Genomic DNA, 16,052 nt, shown 5'->3' with positions numbered 1-16,052 from the left:
GCGCAGCGCAGGTGGTGTTGCAGATTGTCGTTCGTGTCTTTGGCGAACCAAGTGCTTCTCGCTGTTCTGTTCTTTAGAACGGCCGCTTTGCAGACGGTCGAAGGCGTGATAGCGCGAACATAGGTTAAATATTGCGCGGTTGGGCGAAGTTTAGATTTCTTGTTCTGCGAATAAACTCATGCGCGGGCGTTCGCCCCGTTATCCCTGTTTCTGCAAAAAAAAACTTCCATATAAAGAATCAGGGCCGCCAAAGGTGGACCTGAACCGTAAACAGAGCTAAATGCGCGCCAAAATTCATGCGCAATATTGCGCCTGTCTGAAGGAGAGTGGGTATGGCCCTTCGTGTTGCGATCACCGGTTTTGGACGTATTGGCCGCCTGGCCCTGCGCGCAGTTCTCGAAGAGAAGCGTTGGGGGGAGGTCGAGGTTGTTGCCATCAATGACAGCTCCACGCCGGAAACGAATGCGCACCTTTTGACCTATGACAGCGTGCATGGCCGCTATCCGGGCGAGATCAAGGTCGGTGATGACTGGATTGATGCCGGTTTCGGCAAGATCCAGAAAGTCTCCAACCGTGACCCGTCCAAACTGCCCTGGGACGATCTGGGCATCGACATCGTTCTGGAATGCACCGGCAAGTTCAACTCCAAGGAAGCCTCGATGGCCCACATCGAAGGTTCCGGCGCCAAGCGTGTCCTGTGTTCCGCACCGGCCAAGAACGCCGACAAGACCATCGTCTATGGCGTGAACCACGACCAGCTGACGGCCGACGATATCATCGTCTCCAACGCGTCGTGCACCACCAACGGCCTGGCGCCGGTCGCCAAGGTCCTCAACGACGCCGTTGGCATCGAGCGCGGTCACATGACCACGATCCACGCCTACACCGGTGACCAGCCGACCCTGGACCGCAACCACAAGGACCTGCACCGCGCCCGCGCTGCGGCCATGTCCATGGTTCCGACCTCCACGGGTGCGGCCAAGGCCGTTGGTCTGGTTCTGCCGGAACTGGTGGGCAAGCTGGACGGTGCTGCCGTCCGCGTGCCGACGCCGAACGTCTCCCTGATTGACCTGGTCTTCACGCCGGGCAAGGCCACCACCGCCGAGGAACTGGCGGAAGCGGTCAAGGCCGCAGCGGACGGCCCGATGAAGGGCGTTCTGGGTTATGACAATATCCCGCTCGTCTCCATCGACTACAATCATGACAGCCGCTCGTCTGTTGTTGCCCTGGACAAGATCAAGGTGATCGATGAACGCCTCGCCCGCGTCATGACCTGGTACGATAATGAGTGGGGCTTTGCCTGCCGCATGATCGACACCACGGTCGCGATGGGCAAATACCTCTAAGGCTTGGAAAAGGACGCGCTTTGATGACCCAGATCCGTCGCATTCAGGATGCAGAGGTCGCCGGCAAGCGCGTCCTCGTCCGTGTCGATTTCAATGTGCCGATGAAAGACGGCGCTGTCAGTGATGACACGCGCCTCAAGGCGGCGCTTCCGACGATTGAATACCTGCAGGAGCAGGGTGCCAAGACCATCCTGCTCGCGCATTTCGGTCGCCCAAAGGGGCAGCGTGTTGCCGAGATGAGCCTGGAGCCGGTCGGTCAGCCGCTGGCGGACCTGCTGGGCAGCGAGGTTTGTTTCGTCGATGACACGGTTGGCGATGATGCGCTGTCCGCGATCGCCGACCTCAATGACGGTGATGTCCTGTTGCTGCAGAACACCCGTTACGAGCCCGGCGAAGAGAAGAATGATCCGGACTTCGCACAGGCGCTGGCCGATCTCGGCGATATCTACGTCAATGATGCCTTCTCTGCCGCGCATCGCGCCCACGGCACGACGGACGGTGTCGCGCGCATCCTGCCGGCTTATGCCGGCCTGGCCATGCAGCGCGAGATCGACCACCTGGTCGCCGCCCTGGAAAAGCCGGAGCGTCCGGTTATCGCCCTCGTCGGCGGCGCTAAGGTCTCGACCAAGATCGACTTGCTGCAGAACCTGGTGAAGAAGGTCGACATCCTCTTTGTCGGTGGTGGCATGGCCAATACGCTGTTGTTCGCGCAGGGCGTGGAGATCGGCAAGAGCCTGTGCGAGAAAGACCTGATCGACACCGCGCGCATGATCCTGGCCAATGCCGAGGAAAGTGGCTGCAAGATCATGCTGCCGAGCGATGTGGTCCTGGCCCGGGAATTCGCCCCGAACCCGGAGACCCGCCTGGCGGCTGTTTCCGATGTCCATGACGACGAGATGATCCTGGATTGTGGCCCGGCCACTGTGACGGCGCTGTCGCTGGCCATGGATAGTGCCAAGACACTGATCTGGAACGGCCCACTGGGCGCGTTCGAGACACCGCCTTTCCATGCGGCCACTGTCGCTGCAGCGAACCAGGCTGCTAAACTGGCCAAGGATGATGGGTTGGTTGCGGTTGCCGGTGGCGGTGATACCGTTGCCGCGCTCAACCAGGCCGGGGTCGCAGACGACTTCACCTTCATTTCCACCGCCGGTGGCGCTTTTCTGGAATGGATGGAAGGCAAGGAATTGCCGGGTGTAGGTGTTCTGGTCGAAACCGCCGAAGAGGTGGCTTGACCAATAAGCAGATAGCCTGTCATAGAAGGCATGTTATCGTTAACGCATCGGGTCTCGTTCAGGGACGGTACCTGATGTGTCGAAAGACAGACAAACGCGGTTCGCCGCATAACCACTGCTGGGGATTACAATGGATCTCGACCTTCTCAACGAAACCGCCTGCGCCATGGTCGCACCGGGCAAGGGCATTCTCGCGGCGGACGAGTCCACCGGCACGATCGGCAAGCGTTTCGCTTCCATCGGCCTGGACAACACCCCGGACAATCGCCGTGACTGGCGCGAAATGCTCTTCCGCACCGAAGAAGCGATGAGCGAGCGTATCTCCGGTGTCATCCTGTATGATGAAACCATCCGCCAGAAAGCCGCTGACGGCACGCCGCTGGTCAAGCTGATCCAGGACGCCGGCTCCATCCCGGGCATCAAGGTTGATACGGGCGCGAAAGCGCTGGCCGGTGCCGAAGGCGAGATGATCACCGAGGGTCTCGACGGCCTGCGTGACCGCCTGGCCGACTATTTCGAGCTGGGTGCGCGTTTCGCCAAGTGGCGCGCCGTGATCAATATCGGCCAGGGTGGTGATGATGCCGTGCCGAGCCAGTATTGCATCGCGACCAACATGCATGCCCTGGCGCGCTATGCTGCGCTTTGCCAGGAAGCGTCCATCGTTCCGATCGTCGAGCCGGAAGTCATCATGGATGGCGACCACTCCATCGAGCGTTGTTACGAAGTGACCGAGTTCGCCCTCAAGACGCTCTATCGCGAGCTGTTCGACCAGGGTGTTGTTCTGGAAGGCTCCATCCTCAAGCCGAACATGGTCATCTCCGGCACCACCGGTCCGGACCGTGCGGGCATCGAGGAGGTCGCTGACATGACCGTCCAGTGCCTGGCCAATTGTGTGCCGGCCGCCGTTCCGGGCATCGCCTTCCTGTCCGGTGGCCAGACCGATGAGGAAGCCACTGCACACCTCAACGCCATGAACGCCTCTTACGAACTGCCGTGGCCGCTGACCTTCTCCTATGGTCGCGCCCTGCAGGCTGCTCCGCTGAAAGCCTGGGGCGGCAAGCCGGAAAACGTCGCAGCAGGCCAGGCGGCCTTCAACCACCGCGCCAAGATGAACGGCCTCGCCGCTCTGGGTGAGTGGGAAGCCGACATGGAAAAAGAGCTGGCGTAAGGCCGGGGTTTCTTTGCCGATTTCCGAGGGCTCGCCGATTGGCGGGCCCTTTTTTTGTTGGGCTATCTTGAAAATCACCTGTTGCGGGATCATTCTTGGGTCAGCAACCGGAGGGTGTTTTCATGTTCAGGGGCGAAGACGTACTTGAGGTCGCGCGGAAGTATATCGGCGCGAAATATGTGCTGGGCGCGCGGGCGGTGTTGGCCAACAAGGACCACAAGGGGCCCTGGGATTGTGCCGAGCTGGCCTCCTGGTGCTGTTACCAGGCCTACGGCATCGTGTTTGGCACCTATGGACGCGATCCGCGCACAGCGGACGCCTATTCCGGGAAATGGTGGGAGGATGCGCAAAAGGCCGGCACCCTGATCTCGCTGGAGGAGGCGTTTGTGACGCCGGGCGCGGTCCTGTTGCGCAAGCCGGGAGCGAATGCCATCGGGCATGTAGGGTTTTCGCGTGGCGATGGCGGCACGGTTGAAGCGCGTGGCCGTGCCTATGGTGTTGTCGAGACCGAGGATGCGCGGGGGCGTGCCTGGGATGGCGGTGCGCTGGTGCCCGGCGTCGAGTACAGCCAGGGCGCGCCGCTTGCGCCGCCGGCAAGGGTCAGCATGCTCTATCGGGTTCGCCACCCCTTCATGCGCGGCGAGGTCGTCGAACGCATCCAGAAAGCCTTGCGCAAGCGCGGTTTCCATCCGGGCCGGGCGGACGGTGTCTACGGCCCGCTGACGGAAGCTTCGGTGTTCAATTTCCAGGCTTTCAAGGGCCTGGCGGCGGACGGCATGGTCGGGCCGGAGACTGCCAGGGCGCTGGGCATCGACCTGTGAAGCCTGCCAAAGGTGCGCGCAAATAAAAACGGGGCCCGTCGGGGCCCCGTTTCGCGTTCAAAGCATGGCGTGATTAGCGGCCGAGCTCGGAGATCGTCAGCGTGGAGTTCGCGAGATCGGAGCCGGATCCGTAGGTGCCGATCCAGATATCATACTGGCCTTGCTGCGGATTGTTGAAAGTGACGCTCGGATTGAGGCCGTCGCCACTGTCATCATCGCAATACCACTGGCCGTCCGGCGCGTTGATCACGATCGTTGTGTCGGTGTTCGACTGTGCGCCAATCGTCAGCGGCAGGCTGCCCGGGTTGAAGTTCAGGCGGAAGTCCGGCGCGTTGGCGATCATGCCGCGGCAACGGTCAAAAACCTGGGTAGCATCGATCGTGCCGCCAGCCGTGATGGCCACGGTGTACGGATCCGGTGTGAAACCGCCGTTCAGCGATACAGAGCCGAAGGTCGGGTTGAGCGACCAGTCCTGGGCAACGGCGATACCGGCGGTAGAAGCAGCAACAAGAGCTGCAGCAGCAATAGTTTTAAACGACATGTCTGTCCCCTTGGGTTGTGAAATGGCGCCAGGCTGCGCCCCTCTCATTCATGACTATGAACGTGCTTGCATGACCTCAATATGAACGCCTGGCGCAAATAGGCTGGAAACCCTCGGCAAAATCGGTCAAAAGCCGCTCATGACGTGCCAACTTTACCTCATTACGCCCCCCCGCCTATCCCCTGAATTGGTGAGTGCGCTGAAAAATGCGCTTGCGGGCGGTGAAGTCGCTGCTGTGCAGATCCGGCTCAAGGAGCATAGCCGCGAGGAGATCCGCGCGGGTGCGCCCGAATTGATCCGGATTATCCAGGACGCTGGCGCTGCCGCCATCCTCAATGATGATCCCGAGCTTGCGAACGAGCTGGGCTGCGATGGTGTGCATATCGGCCAGGATGACGGCCGGGTGAAGGATGCACGCGCGATCATGGGCAAGGAGCGTTCGGTCGGTGTTACCTGTCATGACAGCAAACACCTGGCGATGATCGCGGGTGAGGCGGGAGCCGACTATGTCGCCTTTGGTGCCTTTTATCCGACGACAACGAAACAGGCGCCTACCCAGGCCGAGCCGGACGTGTTGCGCTGGTGGGTGGAGTTGTTCGAGCTTCCCTGTGTCGCCATTGGCGGCATCACAGTCGATAATGCGGCGCCGCTGATCGAGGCCGGGGCGGATTTCCTCGCCGTGTCGTCTGGTGTCTGGGATCATCCGGACGGACCGGGTGCGGCAGTGACGGCTTTCAACGCTGTGATCAACGGCGAGGCTGACTAACTTTTCCGTCACGCCACAGCTGTGGCCTTGACGTTGCCGCATTGCGGCGGCTGAGTGCCCGGCATGAAGATTTTCCTGACCCCGCTTGTTCTCGGTCTTTGTGTTTCCGGCCTCGCTATCGCGCAGGACCCGCCGGAAAACGAGCCGGCTTTCGTTTTCCCGGAAGAGCTCTCCCTGGTTCCCGAGGATGTGCAGCGAGCGGCTGAGGAGGCGTCCAGCGCTGAGGACGCGGCCATCCCGATGGGTATGACGGCGGCGGAAGAGGCGCTTTATCGCGCGCAGATTGCCTGGATTGACGAAGACTGGGTGTCTGCCCGCCAATACGCGGAAACAGCGGCGGCTGGCGGTGATGTGACGGCGGCGGTCATGTCGGGTCTTATCGCCCGAGACGGTCGTGCAACGGGCGAACCGGATTATGCGCTGGCGGCCAGCTGGTTCTCACGCGCGGCCGAACAGGATCATCCACTGGCGCTTTACGAGATGGGCCGTCTGGCCCGCCGGGAAGTGCCGGGGGTTACCGATCCGCGCAGCTGGTTTGAACGTGCCGCCCGCGTGGGCCACGTTCCGGGCATGGTGGCCTATGCGCTGGAGCTGCGGGAATCGCCCATCCCACAGGAGCGGGTCCGGTCGCGCGAATGGGCCGAACGAGCAGCCCAGCAGGGGTTTGCAGAGGCCATGTACCAGTTTGCGCAATTGCTCGATCTGGGGATTGGCGGTGAACAGGACCTGGCCAGCGCACGAACCTGGTATGAAAGCGCGGCCGCGGAGCGTCATGCCGAGGCTGCATTGCAGGCCGGAGTAATGTGGGTTGAAGGTGTTGGCGGTCCGGCCGACGCCGAGCGAGGCTGGGCGTATATTCGTCAGGCGGCTGAGTCCGGTTACGCCCCGGCCCAGGGCCAGTTTGGCCTGTTGATGTTGCAGGGCCGCGGCGGCGAGGCCGATCCCGACATGGCCCGCTACTGGTTCGAACAGGGCGCCATGGGTGGAGATGGCGAAAGCCGTTTCCTGCTGGCGTATGTATTGGCGCGCGAGGCGGTGGATAATCGCGATGTGAACCTGCTGGGCCAGGCCTATCGTTGGTCCTTGCTGGCGCATGAGGATTTCACCGGCCAGCCGGTGGACGAGACCCGCCGGGCGGGGCTTCAGGGCGCGATCGAAGGCGATCTGCCGCCGGACCTGCGCGAACAGATCCGTTACGAGATCAATTCGCTTCGCTAACCCAACCGACCTGCAAACTTGCTGTTTTGCGTGCTCGCTGATAGGAGAGCGCGACTTTCGCGGCTGTTTGCGCCGCATGTATGCATTCCCCGATAGGTGACGCGATGAAGATCAACGGCAATGAGATCAAACCCGGCAACGTGATCATGCACCAGGATACGCTGTGGGTGGCCGTCAAGGCCGAAGCCGTAAAGCCGGGCAAGGGCGGTGCTTTTGCCCAGGTGGAGCTGAAGAACCTGCTCGATGGCCGCAAGCTCAACGAACGTTTCCGCGCCGCGGACAAGGTCGAGCGCGTTCGCCTTGAGCAGAAGGATCACACCTTCCTGTTCGACAGTGGCGAAACCCTGACCTTCATGGATGCCGAGACCTATGAGCAGATCGAGCTCAACAAGGATTTTGTCGGTGAGGATCGCGCGCGCTACCTGCAGGATGGCATGACCATCGTCGTGGAATTCCACGAAGAACGTCCGATCGGTCTGTCCCTGCCGCAGCACGTCACCCTCGAAATCACCGAGACCGAGCCGGTCATCAAGGGCCAGACGGCAGCCAACTCCTTCAAGCCGGCTATTCTGGAAAACGGTGTCCGCACCGCGGTTCCGCCGTTTATCGGCCAGGGCGAGCGCATTGTCGTCGCCACCGAAGACGGTTCATACGTAAAGCGGGCGGACTAGGTCTTGGGCACACTTTCACCACTTCTCACCCTGATGACGGACGTTGCCGGTCGTGCCGGGCGTGCGCTGAACCGCGATTTTCGTGATGTCGAGCATCTGCAGGTCTCCAAGAAGGGACCCTCGGACTTTGTCTCCATTGCGGACAAGAAGGCCGAGTCCATCATTTATGACCGTCTCAACGAGGCGCGTCCGGGATATGGCTTCCTCATGGAAGAAGGCGGTGTTGTTGAAGGCACTGACAAGTCCCACCGCTGGATCGTTGATCCGCTGGACGGCACGCTGAACTTCCTGCACGGCATGCCGCACTTTGCCGTTTCCATCGCGCTGGAGCGTGAGGGCGAGCTGGTTGCGGGTGTTGTCTACAACCCGGCCACCGACGAGATGTTCCACGCCGAGAAGGGCCGTGGTGCCTGGCTGGCGGACCGTCGCCTGCGTGTTGCCAATCGCAAGCATTTCGACGAGAGCGTCGTAGCGACCGGGATGCCGTTCGCCGGCAAGAAGGGCCATGCGCAATTCCTCAAGGAACTGCACCAGGTCATGCCGCACGCCGCCGGTGTTCGTCGCATGGGCTCTGCCGCACTGGATCTCGCCTGGGTCGCAGCAGGTCGTTACGACAGTTTCTGGGAACGCAATCTAAATTCCTGGGACATCGCTGCCGGTATCGTGCTGGTGAAAGAGGCGGGTGGTTTTCTCGCCGAGATCGACGACAAGCCTGACCTGCTCGAAACCGGTTCGATCGTGGCCGGCAATGAAGTCATGCTGGCAGCGCTGAAGGGCAAGCTGGACGCGGCGCGTTAAGCATCCTCCCCGCTTGAACTTGTCATCCCCGCCCCGTGCCTTCGCAGGGACAAACGACTGCCCCGCGAAAGCGGGCGCAGAGTGGGGACCCATGATTGTGACCTGTGGGGCCCGGATCTTCGCCCGGCTCAGGGCTCGGCATGCGTCCGGGATGACAACGCCTGCGCAGGAAGAGGTCAAACCTCCAGCGTCTCCACCATTTTCGCCCACACCACGTATCGTTCCGGCCCGGGTGTGACTGCGCCGAAGGGCCAGCAGGTGACCAGTGCCAGCCTGGCCGGGCCGCCTTCCGGCTGAATGCCCGAGCGGTCCGCGTGCACCACTTCCGTGTGAGTGATGCGGAAGAGAACCCGCTCACCGTCCACCCGTTCCAGCACCACTTCATCCCCGATCTCCACATCCCGCAGGAAAGCGAAATGCGTGTCGCGATGTGCAGCGATTACACTCGTGCCGGCAGCGCCCGGGGGCGGCGTCGCGGCGAGATGTGAGGGGCCGAAGGCCAGGGCTTCACCGCCGGCTTCAGCCAGTACGATGGCGTGTTGTCCCAGTGACGGGACGGAGAGCCGCGCCACGGGCCAGGTATCGGCCCAGGGCCATGGTGTCGGCGCGGTCTCTCCTTCCTGGGCACGGGTCCAGGCTCTTGCGAGCAGGACCTGTGCGATTTCTGCCTTGGCCGAGATCCAGACTCCCTGACCAACAAGGGTGGCGCCGCTGAGGACGAGCGCGATGGCCGCGAGTGGAACCAGCGCTCGCCTCAGACCTGGGCGCGCCCCATTCTGTTTCGAGCGCGTTACCACAGCCGGCGCTCCTGGTGCGTCAGCAGCCAGATCAGACCCAGCAACATCATCAGGGCGCCCAGCCAGGTCAGCAGCTCACGCGGCGTCGCGGTGGCGGGCAGCGGCAGGCCGTTTTCATCCAGCCGGGTCTGGCTGGGGTCGAGACCTGGTCGCAGCTGGTCGATCAGCGCGGTGTCCAGGCTGGCGTGTTGGACGGGCAGGGCCTGGTCATCCATCACGGCCTCGAAATCCCAGCCGTCCGGGATCATGTTTGGTGTCTGACGCGCGACAAGCGTCTCGTCGCTGGGTCGCGCTGGCGTGGCGTCGATCGCCACCAGGCTGGTCAGGCGGGAGACAAGATGGAAGTCGAGCGCGGTCTGCAGAACACCGGCATCGACCTGCTCCATGTTCGCGCCCTGGAAACGGGTTTCCTCGATACCGCGAATGCGGTTGCGACCAAACAGGGTGGCGATGCCGCTGGACTGGGTGGCGTCCGACAGGGAGAGCTGTTCGCGCCAGGTTTCACCTGCCGTCTGGCCTTCCAGGATCATCACGCCCTGCGGATTGTTCAGCCGGGCCGTCATCACCACAGGCTCGCCGTAATAGAGGTCTGGCAGCGGGGCAGGCCAGATCTCGCTGATGGCGTCCTGCGGGAAGATGGCGTCCAGATTGGTCATCACCGGGCGTTCCAGAGCCGTGAACAGGTTTTCCATCTCCTCGGCCACGTCAGACACCTGACCGATATGGGTGAAGGTGCCGCGGCCCAGGCGCGCGGCGCGGCTCATGAAGTAGGTGTTGGGGGCAGAACCGATCCCAACCGGGAAGAGGCGGGACCGTCCCATGCCGCGATGGATAGCTTCAAACAACTGGGCCTCATTACCGATGGCGCCATCGGTCAGGAAGACGATCTGGCGTACCCGGGAGGTGTCGTCAGCATTGCCGTCACGCAGCGCTGCGACCAGTGCCGGCAACATTTCCGTGCCGCCCTCGGCATCAAGGCCACGGGCAAATTCCAGTGCGGTCCCGACATTCTCCCAATTGGCAGGCACGGCCTGCGGGAAGACCTGTTCCATCGTGTTGTCAAAACGGATGACATTGAAATTGTCGGTGGGATGCAGGCGTTCCAGGGCAAAGATCAGCGCTTCCCGGGCCTGCTGCATCGAGGTGCCGGCCATGGAACCGGAATTGTCGATGACGAAGATTGTTTCGCGCGGGCGACGTGGGATGTCCGCACTCAGCTCGGCCGGCGGCAGGATCTGGGCGAGCATATAGGTCTGGCCGTTCCACTCCTCGGTGAAGAGCGCAGCGCTGGGACGCGTGCGGTCTGCGGGCTGCCAGGTCAGCACGAAATCCCGGTCGGCCGGAATGGGTCCATTGGCCAACTCGATGGAGGCCTCGCCCGGGGCGGTGTGACGAACCAGGGTGGCGTGGAAGCGGCCGGCGATCTGGCCCAGTTCGAAACCGGCATCCAGATGAGCGCGGATGGTTACCGGCAGACGCAGACCTTCTTCCGGTTCGCCCTCAGGCAGCATCAGAGGCGGGGTAATCCGGTCTGCGTCAGGTACGGTCGAGTTCTGCATCGAGCCTGTGGACGCGAGCAGGTATCCGACATCCTGCGGGATGTAGCGTGGGGTGATCGCCAGCGGCACTCGGACTTCGAACTGACCGTCGTCCAGGCGGGCAATGTCCTGGTATTCGATCTGCACGATGATGGTCTCGCCCGGCCCGATATTGGCCACGGACGTGGTGAACATGTTGGGGCGTTCCTGTTCGACCAGGCTGGCGCGCTGCCCGGCCTCGCGAGCGCGCTCATAGATCTGGCGGGCCTGCTGGCGCTCATGGATCTCGCCTTCGATGAAACGGTCGCCGATCTGCATGCGCAGCCGGTCCACACCACTGTCTTCCGGCATGGGGAAAACATAGGTGCCCTCAACCCAGGCCTCGGAGGGATTTTCGAAACGCTGCGTGACAATGGCGCGAACGACCGGTCCGGAAATGTCCAGTTCGATATCGGTGGCGATCATGGGGGCGGGGACATAGACGCCGTGATCCATGGTTTTCAGGAGGAGGGCGCCCTCATTGATCTCGCTCAGGCGAACCATGCCATCTGGCGTTTGCGGCCCCTCGTCGGCCCAGGCATCAGACCAGAGCAGCAGGCTGGCGGCAAAGGTGGCTATGGCGATGACGAGGCCGAACCAGGCCTGGCCGCCGGCGGCGTTGCGTGCGTGTGAAGTCATCGACTTCCTCCCCAATCTCAGCGAGCCAAGATGACAACCCGCTTCCCTTCCGCTGCGGAAAATGCTCCGGGATCAAGGATGGGAGAGGGCACGTTTGCGGCGATTGCAGGAAGAATTGGGGCAAATCGGGGGCGTTCGGGATTCCCTACTAAAAATTTAGTTGAATGGATTTTACGCTCGTTTATCCCTAGGCTCAGTTACTAAGGAATTCGTAGATGGCGCGTCCGACATCCCCCCAACTGACCGAGGCCGAGCAGCGCATCATGGACCAGCTCTGGACCATGAAGGAGGCGAGTGTTCGCCAGCTTACCGAAGCGCTCGAGCCGACATACGGCCTCGCCTACACCACGGTGCTGACCACAGTCCGGATCATGGCGGACAAGGGATATGTCGATTTCCGCAAGGATGGCCGCGCCCACATCTTCCGCCCGAAACTCTCCCGCGAAGGCGCCCAGCGCAAGGCGATCGGAACAGTGATGCAATCCCTGTTTGGTGGTTCGCCGCGGGAGCTGGCCCAGCATCTTGTCGCCGAGGAACAGCTGACCCTGGATGATATCGAGGCGCTGCGGGCCGAGCTGATCGCCAAACACGGAGACAAGTCATGAACCCGGCTTTGTTCGATGCGGGCCTTGTGGCGCTGATTGCTTCCTGCCTCCTGTTGGTCGCATTGTGGGCATTTGACCGGTTTGCGCCAAGCGGCATGATGCGGGAACGTCATGATCTGACGCTGGCTGCGCTTCTGGTGGTGCCGCTGGTCTTTGCCCTGGCCCTGCAACCAAGGCCCGCCGTGCAGGAAGTGGACTTCCTGCCGACCGGAGTGAACGAAGCCATCACGGTGGCCGACGCCGCGCCCGGACCAAAACCTGAGGCCGGTTCGACCCCGAATCCGCTGACCCGGACTGTCGGTGACCTGATCCCCGTGCAATTGCCCTGGGCCTCGCTGTCCTTTGTGGCGTGGATGACCGGCAGCGCCTTGATGTTGCTGCGCCTGTGCCTGGACCTGGGGGCGCTGTCGCTGCTGCGTCATCGCAGTAGACGCACGGCCCTGCCGGGCGGTTTGCACCTGTCTCGCCCGGTCGAGATCCGTCGGTCCGACCGCGTGCCGTCGCCATTGATGGCGGGCTATCTGCGCCCGGCGATCTATCTGCCTGCGGACTTCAAACTGGACGGGTCTGCGCGCCCGATCCTGGAACATGAGATCGCCCATCTAACGCGGGGTGATGCCTGGACCGTGCTGGGTCTGCGCTTCATCACCGCTGTGTTCTGCTGGGTGGTGCCGCTTTATGCACTCCAGCGGATGTTGAGCCGAAGCCGTGAAGCGCTGTGCGATGAGGTCGCCGCCCGTGTCACCGGTGAACCGATCCAGCTTGCCCATGCCCTTCTGGACACCGCCCAGCGTCAGCTGGCGCACCCCTCGCTTGCCCTCGCTGCCGGCTCCAGCCGCACCGCGCTGGCCAGTCGTGTTCATCACCTTTCCTCCATTGATCTGAAAACCCAAAGGACCCCCGTCATGCGTATCGCCCTTATCCTGCCTGCCGTCGCCGCTGTCGCTTTCATTGCCACGCCCAAGGTTGGCGCTGCTGTCGGAAGCGAGCGCTGGGAAGTGTCCTATGATGTTGAAGACGTTTCGCCGCTTTTCCACGCCGCAGCCCGTGGCCGGGTCAGCGAGGTCCGTGCCATGCTCGAGGCTGGCGCTGATCCGAACGAGGTGTCCATTGGTGATGGCGCGCCGCTGTTTGCTGCCATCCGAGCCGGACGTCGCGATGTTTTCGACCTGTTGATGCAGTACGGAGCCGATCCGAACCTGCCCGTCAGCGGTGATGGTTCGCCGATGATTGCGGCAGCCCGCAATGGCCAGCTGGAAATGCTGCAGCTGATGCTTTCCAGCGGTGCCTCCCTGGATGCGGGTGTCGAGGGGGACGGCAATCCGCTGATCGCCGCCGTCCAGGCGGGTGACCGCAACATGGTTGAATTCCTGCTGGAGGCGGGCGCCGAGGTTGATGCCTATGTCTGGGGTGACGAGACGCCGATGGTTGCCGCTGCCCAGAAAGGCGATGTGCGCATGGCGGAACTGCTGGTCGAGGCCGGTGCCGACATCTCCCTGACTGTGCGCTCGCCCAACCATCAAGGACAGGAAGAATACCGCTCGCCGGTGAGCGAAGCGCGCCGCATGGGACATGGCGACATGGAAGACTGGTTGACGCGCCGGGGGGCGCAACATCAGCCGCCTGCTGAGTAGGCTGATAGACTAGAGGGACTTCTACAATGAACACGATCACTGCGCGGGCATGCCTGTCCGCGCTGGCGGGAGCGGCTTGCCTGCTCTCACCGGCAACCTGGGCCCAGAGCCCGTCCGACTTCACCTCGCAATTGCGCCCCCGTTTCCATGTGGGCGAGGGTGGAACCCGCTACAGCCTGGCCGAGCGTATGCAGCACTACAATGTGCCCGGCGTCGCGGTGGCCGTCCTGGCAGATGGCGAGGTCGTTTATGCGCAGGGTTTCGGTGTGCTGCAGACGGGCGGCAGCGAGCCCGTGGACGAACACACGGTCTTCTCGGCCGGCTCTGTCAGCAAGATCGCGACCTCGGCCCTGACCCTGCGCCTGCATGATGCCGGTCTTCTGGACATCAATGCGCCCGTGTCGGGCCAGCTGAGGAGCTGGGAACTGCCACAGAGCGCGTTCGACAACCAGGCAGTGACTCTGCGTACCATTCTCTCGCACACGGCGGGTTTCAATATCCACGGTTTCCCGGATTTCCAGCCGGGCGAGGAGTTGCCGAGCGTCTATCAGACGCTGAACGGGGAGCCACCAGCGCGCCACGGAGCCCTGGAACTGACCTTTGAGCCGGGCTCGACCTATCGCTATTCCGGGGGTGGTTTTACCCTGGCCCAGCTGATTATTACGGATCAGACGGGCACTGCGTTTGAAAGTGCGGCCGAGACACACCTGTTTGAACCGCTTGGCATGAGCCGGTCCAGCTTTGCCAATCCGCTTCCTTCCTCGCATGGCAATATCGCCCGTGCGCATGACCGTGACGGCCAGCCGGCAGCACTACCGCGCGGCTATGAGACCATGCCGGAAATGGCAGCGTCAGGCCTGTGGGTCAGCGCCAGCGATATGGGGCTCCTGGTCGAGGCCCTGATCGATGCGTATCGCGGCGACGGTGAGTATCTGGAACACGCCACGGCGGTCGACATGATGTCGCGCGTCGCGCGGACCCAGCATGGGCTCGGGCCCCGGATCGAACATGCAGGCGACCAGTACTTCTTCCACCATGCCGGCGCGAACAACTCCTATCAGAGCTGGGTGGAGGGGCATCTGGCGACGGGTGACGGGCTGGTCGTGCTGACCAATGGGGCCCGGGGCAATGGCCTGCACATGGAGATCCGCAATGCGGTCGCTGATACGATGGGCTGGCAGATCAATTCAGCCATCCGATATCCGCAGATCGATGTGCCTGTTGAGATGCTGGAGGCGATGACCGGTCGTTATGTCGTCGATGACCGCGTGCCGCTGGATCACCGCCAGCAGATGGTCAGCGGGATTTTCGCCATGGAGCTGGAAGTGGCGCTGGTTGATGGTCAACTCTTTGCCGGTGCGGCCGGGGGAGACATCAATATTCCGCTTGTGCCGGTATCCCCAACTCGCTTTGTGATCGATGGGCTGGGCATGCGTGAGGGTGTTGCGGAGCTGGAATTCCACCGCGATGCGACACGCGAGGTGAATTCGATGAGTTTTCACATCGCCAATGCGAGCTCGCATTATTGGCGAAACGAGTAAGGAAAAGGGGGAGGGTGCTGCCTCCCCCGATTATCCTATTCGGCCGCGACGGGTTCGCGCGGTGTCCAGTCGAATTGCTGGAAACGTTCATCCACCGGCGTGTCCGCGAAATGGTTCAGATAGTTCGACAAAACCTTGTGCGAGAGACCCAGAACGACATCGAGAAGATTGGCCCGGGTATAACCCGCTGCCAGAAAGACCTCGACCTCGGCCTTCTCGACAACACCCCGATTGCGCAGGCTTGACAGGGTGAACTGGCGCAAGGCTTCGAGTTTGGCGTCGGGTAGTTCGCGGTTTTCGCGCAGCGCGCTGATCACGTCTTCCGGAACATTTTGCATATGGGCGATGCCGGTATGGGCCGGTACGCAGTAGTGGCAATTGTGCTCCACATTGATGGTCAGCCATACCACATTCTGCTCGACAGCGTTCAGGCTGGATCGAGAAAACAGTCCTCCGATTGTTTGGTAAGCCTCCAGCGTCGCCGGTGATTCAGCCATCACAGCATGAAGGTTGGGGATGAAGCCAAATCCGTTGAGAGAGTTCTCAAGAAAGGGCTGCGACCCTTCCGGGGCGCTTTCGGGTGTGTGCAGCGTGAAGTCAGTCATCGGGAGGATGTCCTGTTTTTGTGTGGCGCCCCGTGGGGCGTTGGCGGACAGGTCGGGATGGTCTTGCAATTTTGCAAGGGTGGTTCGTTC

General features: G+C 62.2%; 15 protein-coding genes. 11 read left to right on the top strand and 4 right to left on the bottom strand.

All coding sequences use genetic code 11. From position 1 onward, the window contains the following. Positions 1 to 332: 332 nt before the first annotated feature. The 4 genes from gap to SIC17_RS05525 all read left to right on the top strand — a co-directional run bounded on the left by gap (position 333) and on the right by SIC17_RS05525 (position 4,570). A complete protein-coding gene (gene gap / locus SIC17_RS05540) occupies positions 333 to 1,346 on the top strand; it encodes a type I glyceraldehyde-3-phosphate dehydrogenase (RefSeq protein ID WP_291894896.1) in 1,014 nt (337 codons plus the stop codon). 23 nt (positions 1,347 to 1,369) lie between these two features. Continuing rightward, positions 1,370 to 2,581, top strand: a complete 1,212-nt coding sequence (locus SIC17_RS05535) for a phosphoglycerate kinase (RefSeq protein WP_291894895.1) — start codon at positions 1,370 to 1,372, stop codon at positions 2,579 to 2,581. Between the two features lie 130 nt (positions 2,582 to 2,711). Next, positions 2,712 to 3,749, top strand: a complete 1,038-nt coding sequence (locus SIC17_RS05530; RefSeq protein WP_412546632.1) for a class I fructose-bisphosphate aldolase — start codon at positions 2,712 to 2,714, stop codon at positions 3,747 to 3,749. 122 nt (positions 3,750 to 3,871) lie between these two features. Next, positions 3,872 to 4,570 carry a peptidoglycan-binding protein gene (locus SIC17_RS05525; protein WP_412546631.1) on the top strand — a complete coding sequence of 233 codons (699 nt, stop codon included), beginning with the start codon at positions 3,872 to 3,874 and terminating at the stop codon, positions 4,568 to 4,570. 73 nt (positions 4,571 to 4,643) lie between these two features. Here SIC17_RS05525 and SIC17_RS05520 read toward each other — a convergent pair whose 3' ends face one another. Next, a complete protein-coding gene (locus SIC17_RS05520; protein ID WP_291894891.1) occupies positions 4,644 to 5,111 on the bottom strand; it encodes a peptidase S1 in 468 nt (155 codons plus the stop codon). 139 nt (positions 5,112 to 5,250) lie between these two features. Between SIC17_RS05520 and thiE the strand changes: the two genes are divergently transcribed. From thiE to SIC17_RS05500, 4 genes are all read left to right on the top strand, one after another. Further along, positions 5,251 to 5,877, top strand: coding sequence for a thiamine phosphate synthase (gene thiE, locus SIC17_RS05515; RefSeq protein ID WP_412546630.1), 627 nt, complete (start codon positions 5,251 to 5,253; stop codon positions 5,875 to 5,877). Positions 5,878 to 5,940: 63 nt separating this feature from the next. Then, positions 5,941 to 7,095, top strand: coding sequence for a tetratricopeptide repeat protein (locus SIC17_RS05510; protein WP_412546629.1), 1,155 nt, complete (start codon positions 5,941 to 5,943; stop codon positions 7,093 to 7,095). 104 nt (positions 7,096 to 7,199) lie between these two features. Beyond that, entirely contained in the window at positions 7,200 to 7,766 is a 567-nt protein-coding gene (gene efp / locus SIC17_RS05505) for an elongation factor P (RefSeq protein WP_291894886.1), read from the top strand. Positions 7,767 to 7,799: 33 nt separating this feature from the next. Next, positions 7,800 to 8,564 (top strand): inositol monophosphatase family protein, encoded by a 765-nt coding sequence (locus tag SIC17_RS05500; RefSeq protein WP_412546628.1) that lies wholly within the window; start codon positions 7,800 to 7,802, stop codon positions 8,562 to 8,564. Between the two features lie 176 nt (positions 8,565 to 8,740). On the opposite strand, the gene SIC17_RS05495 is transcribed toward SIC17_RS05500, so the two are convergent. Together SIC17_RS05495 and SIC17_RS05490 are read right to left on the bottom strand one after the other, a co-directional pair. Next, a complete protein-coding gene (locus SIC17_RS05495) occupies positions 8,741 to 9,361 on the bottom strand; it encodes a class GN sortase (RefSeq protein ID WP_291894884.1) in 621 nt (206 codons plus the stop codon). After that, positions 9,355 to 11,577, bottom strand: coding sequence for a marine proteobacterial sortase target protein (locus SIC17_RS05490; RefSeq protein WP_291894882.1), 2,223 nt, complete (start codon positions 11,575 to 11,577; stop codon positions 9,355 to 9,357). Before SIC17_RS05490 ends, SIC17_RS05495 begins: the two co-directional genes overlap by 7 nt. A gap of 215 nt (positions 11,578 to 11,792) precedes the next feature. Here SIC17_RS05490 and SIC17_RS05485 point away from each other — a divergent pair, with 215 nt between their 5' ends. The 3 genes from SIC17_RS05485 to SIC17_RS05475 are packed head-to-tail and all read left to right on the top strand — an operon-like array spanning position 11,793 to position 15,357. Further along, a complete protein-coding gene (locus tag SIC17_RS05485; RefSeq protein WP_291894879.1) occupies positions 11,793 to 12,182 on the top strand; it encodes a BlaI/MecI/CopY family transcriptional regulator in 390 nt (129 codons plus the stop codon). After that, positions 12,179 to 13,816 (top strand): ankyrin repeat domain-containing protein, encoded by a 1,638-nt coding sequence (locus tag SIC17_RS05480; RefSeq protein ID WP_412546627.1) that lies wholly within the window; start codon positions 12,179 to 12,181, stop codon positions 13,814 to 13,816. Before SIC17_RS05485 ends, SIC17_RS05480 begins: the two co-directional genes overlap by 4 nt. Positions 13,817 to 13,842: 26 nt before the next feature. Next, a complete protein-coding gene (locus tag SIC17_RS05475; protein ID WP_412546626.1) occupies positions 13,843 to 15,357 on the top strand; it encodes a serine hydrolase domain-containing protein in 1,515 nt (504 codons plus the stop codon). Positions 15,358 to 15,392: 35 nt separating this feature from the next. On the opposite strand, the gene SIC17_RS05470 is transcribed toward SIC17_RS05475, so the two are convergent. Continuing rightward, positions 15,393 to 15,962 carry a carboxymuconolactone decarboxylase family protein gene (locus tag SIC17_RS05470; RefSeq protein ID WP_412546625.1) on the bottom strand — a complete coding sequence of 190 codons (570 nt, stop codon included), beginning with the start codon at positions 15,960 to 15,962 and terminating at the stop codon, positions 15,393 to 15,395. Between the last annotated feature and the right edge of the window lie 90 nt (positions 15,963 to 16,052).

The organism is Maricaulis sp. MIT060901, from assembly GCF_047123815.1.
GTDB lineage: Bacteria > Pseudomonadota > Alphaproteobacteria > Caulobacterales > Maricaulaceae > Maricaulis.
The sequence above is the reverse complement of the archived record's forward strand: the minus strand, read 5'-3'. Positions and strand labels throughout refer to the sequence as shown.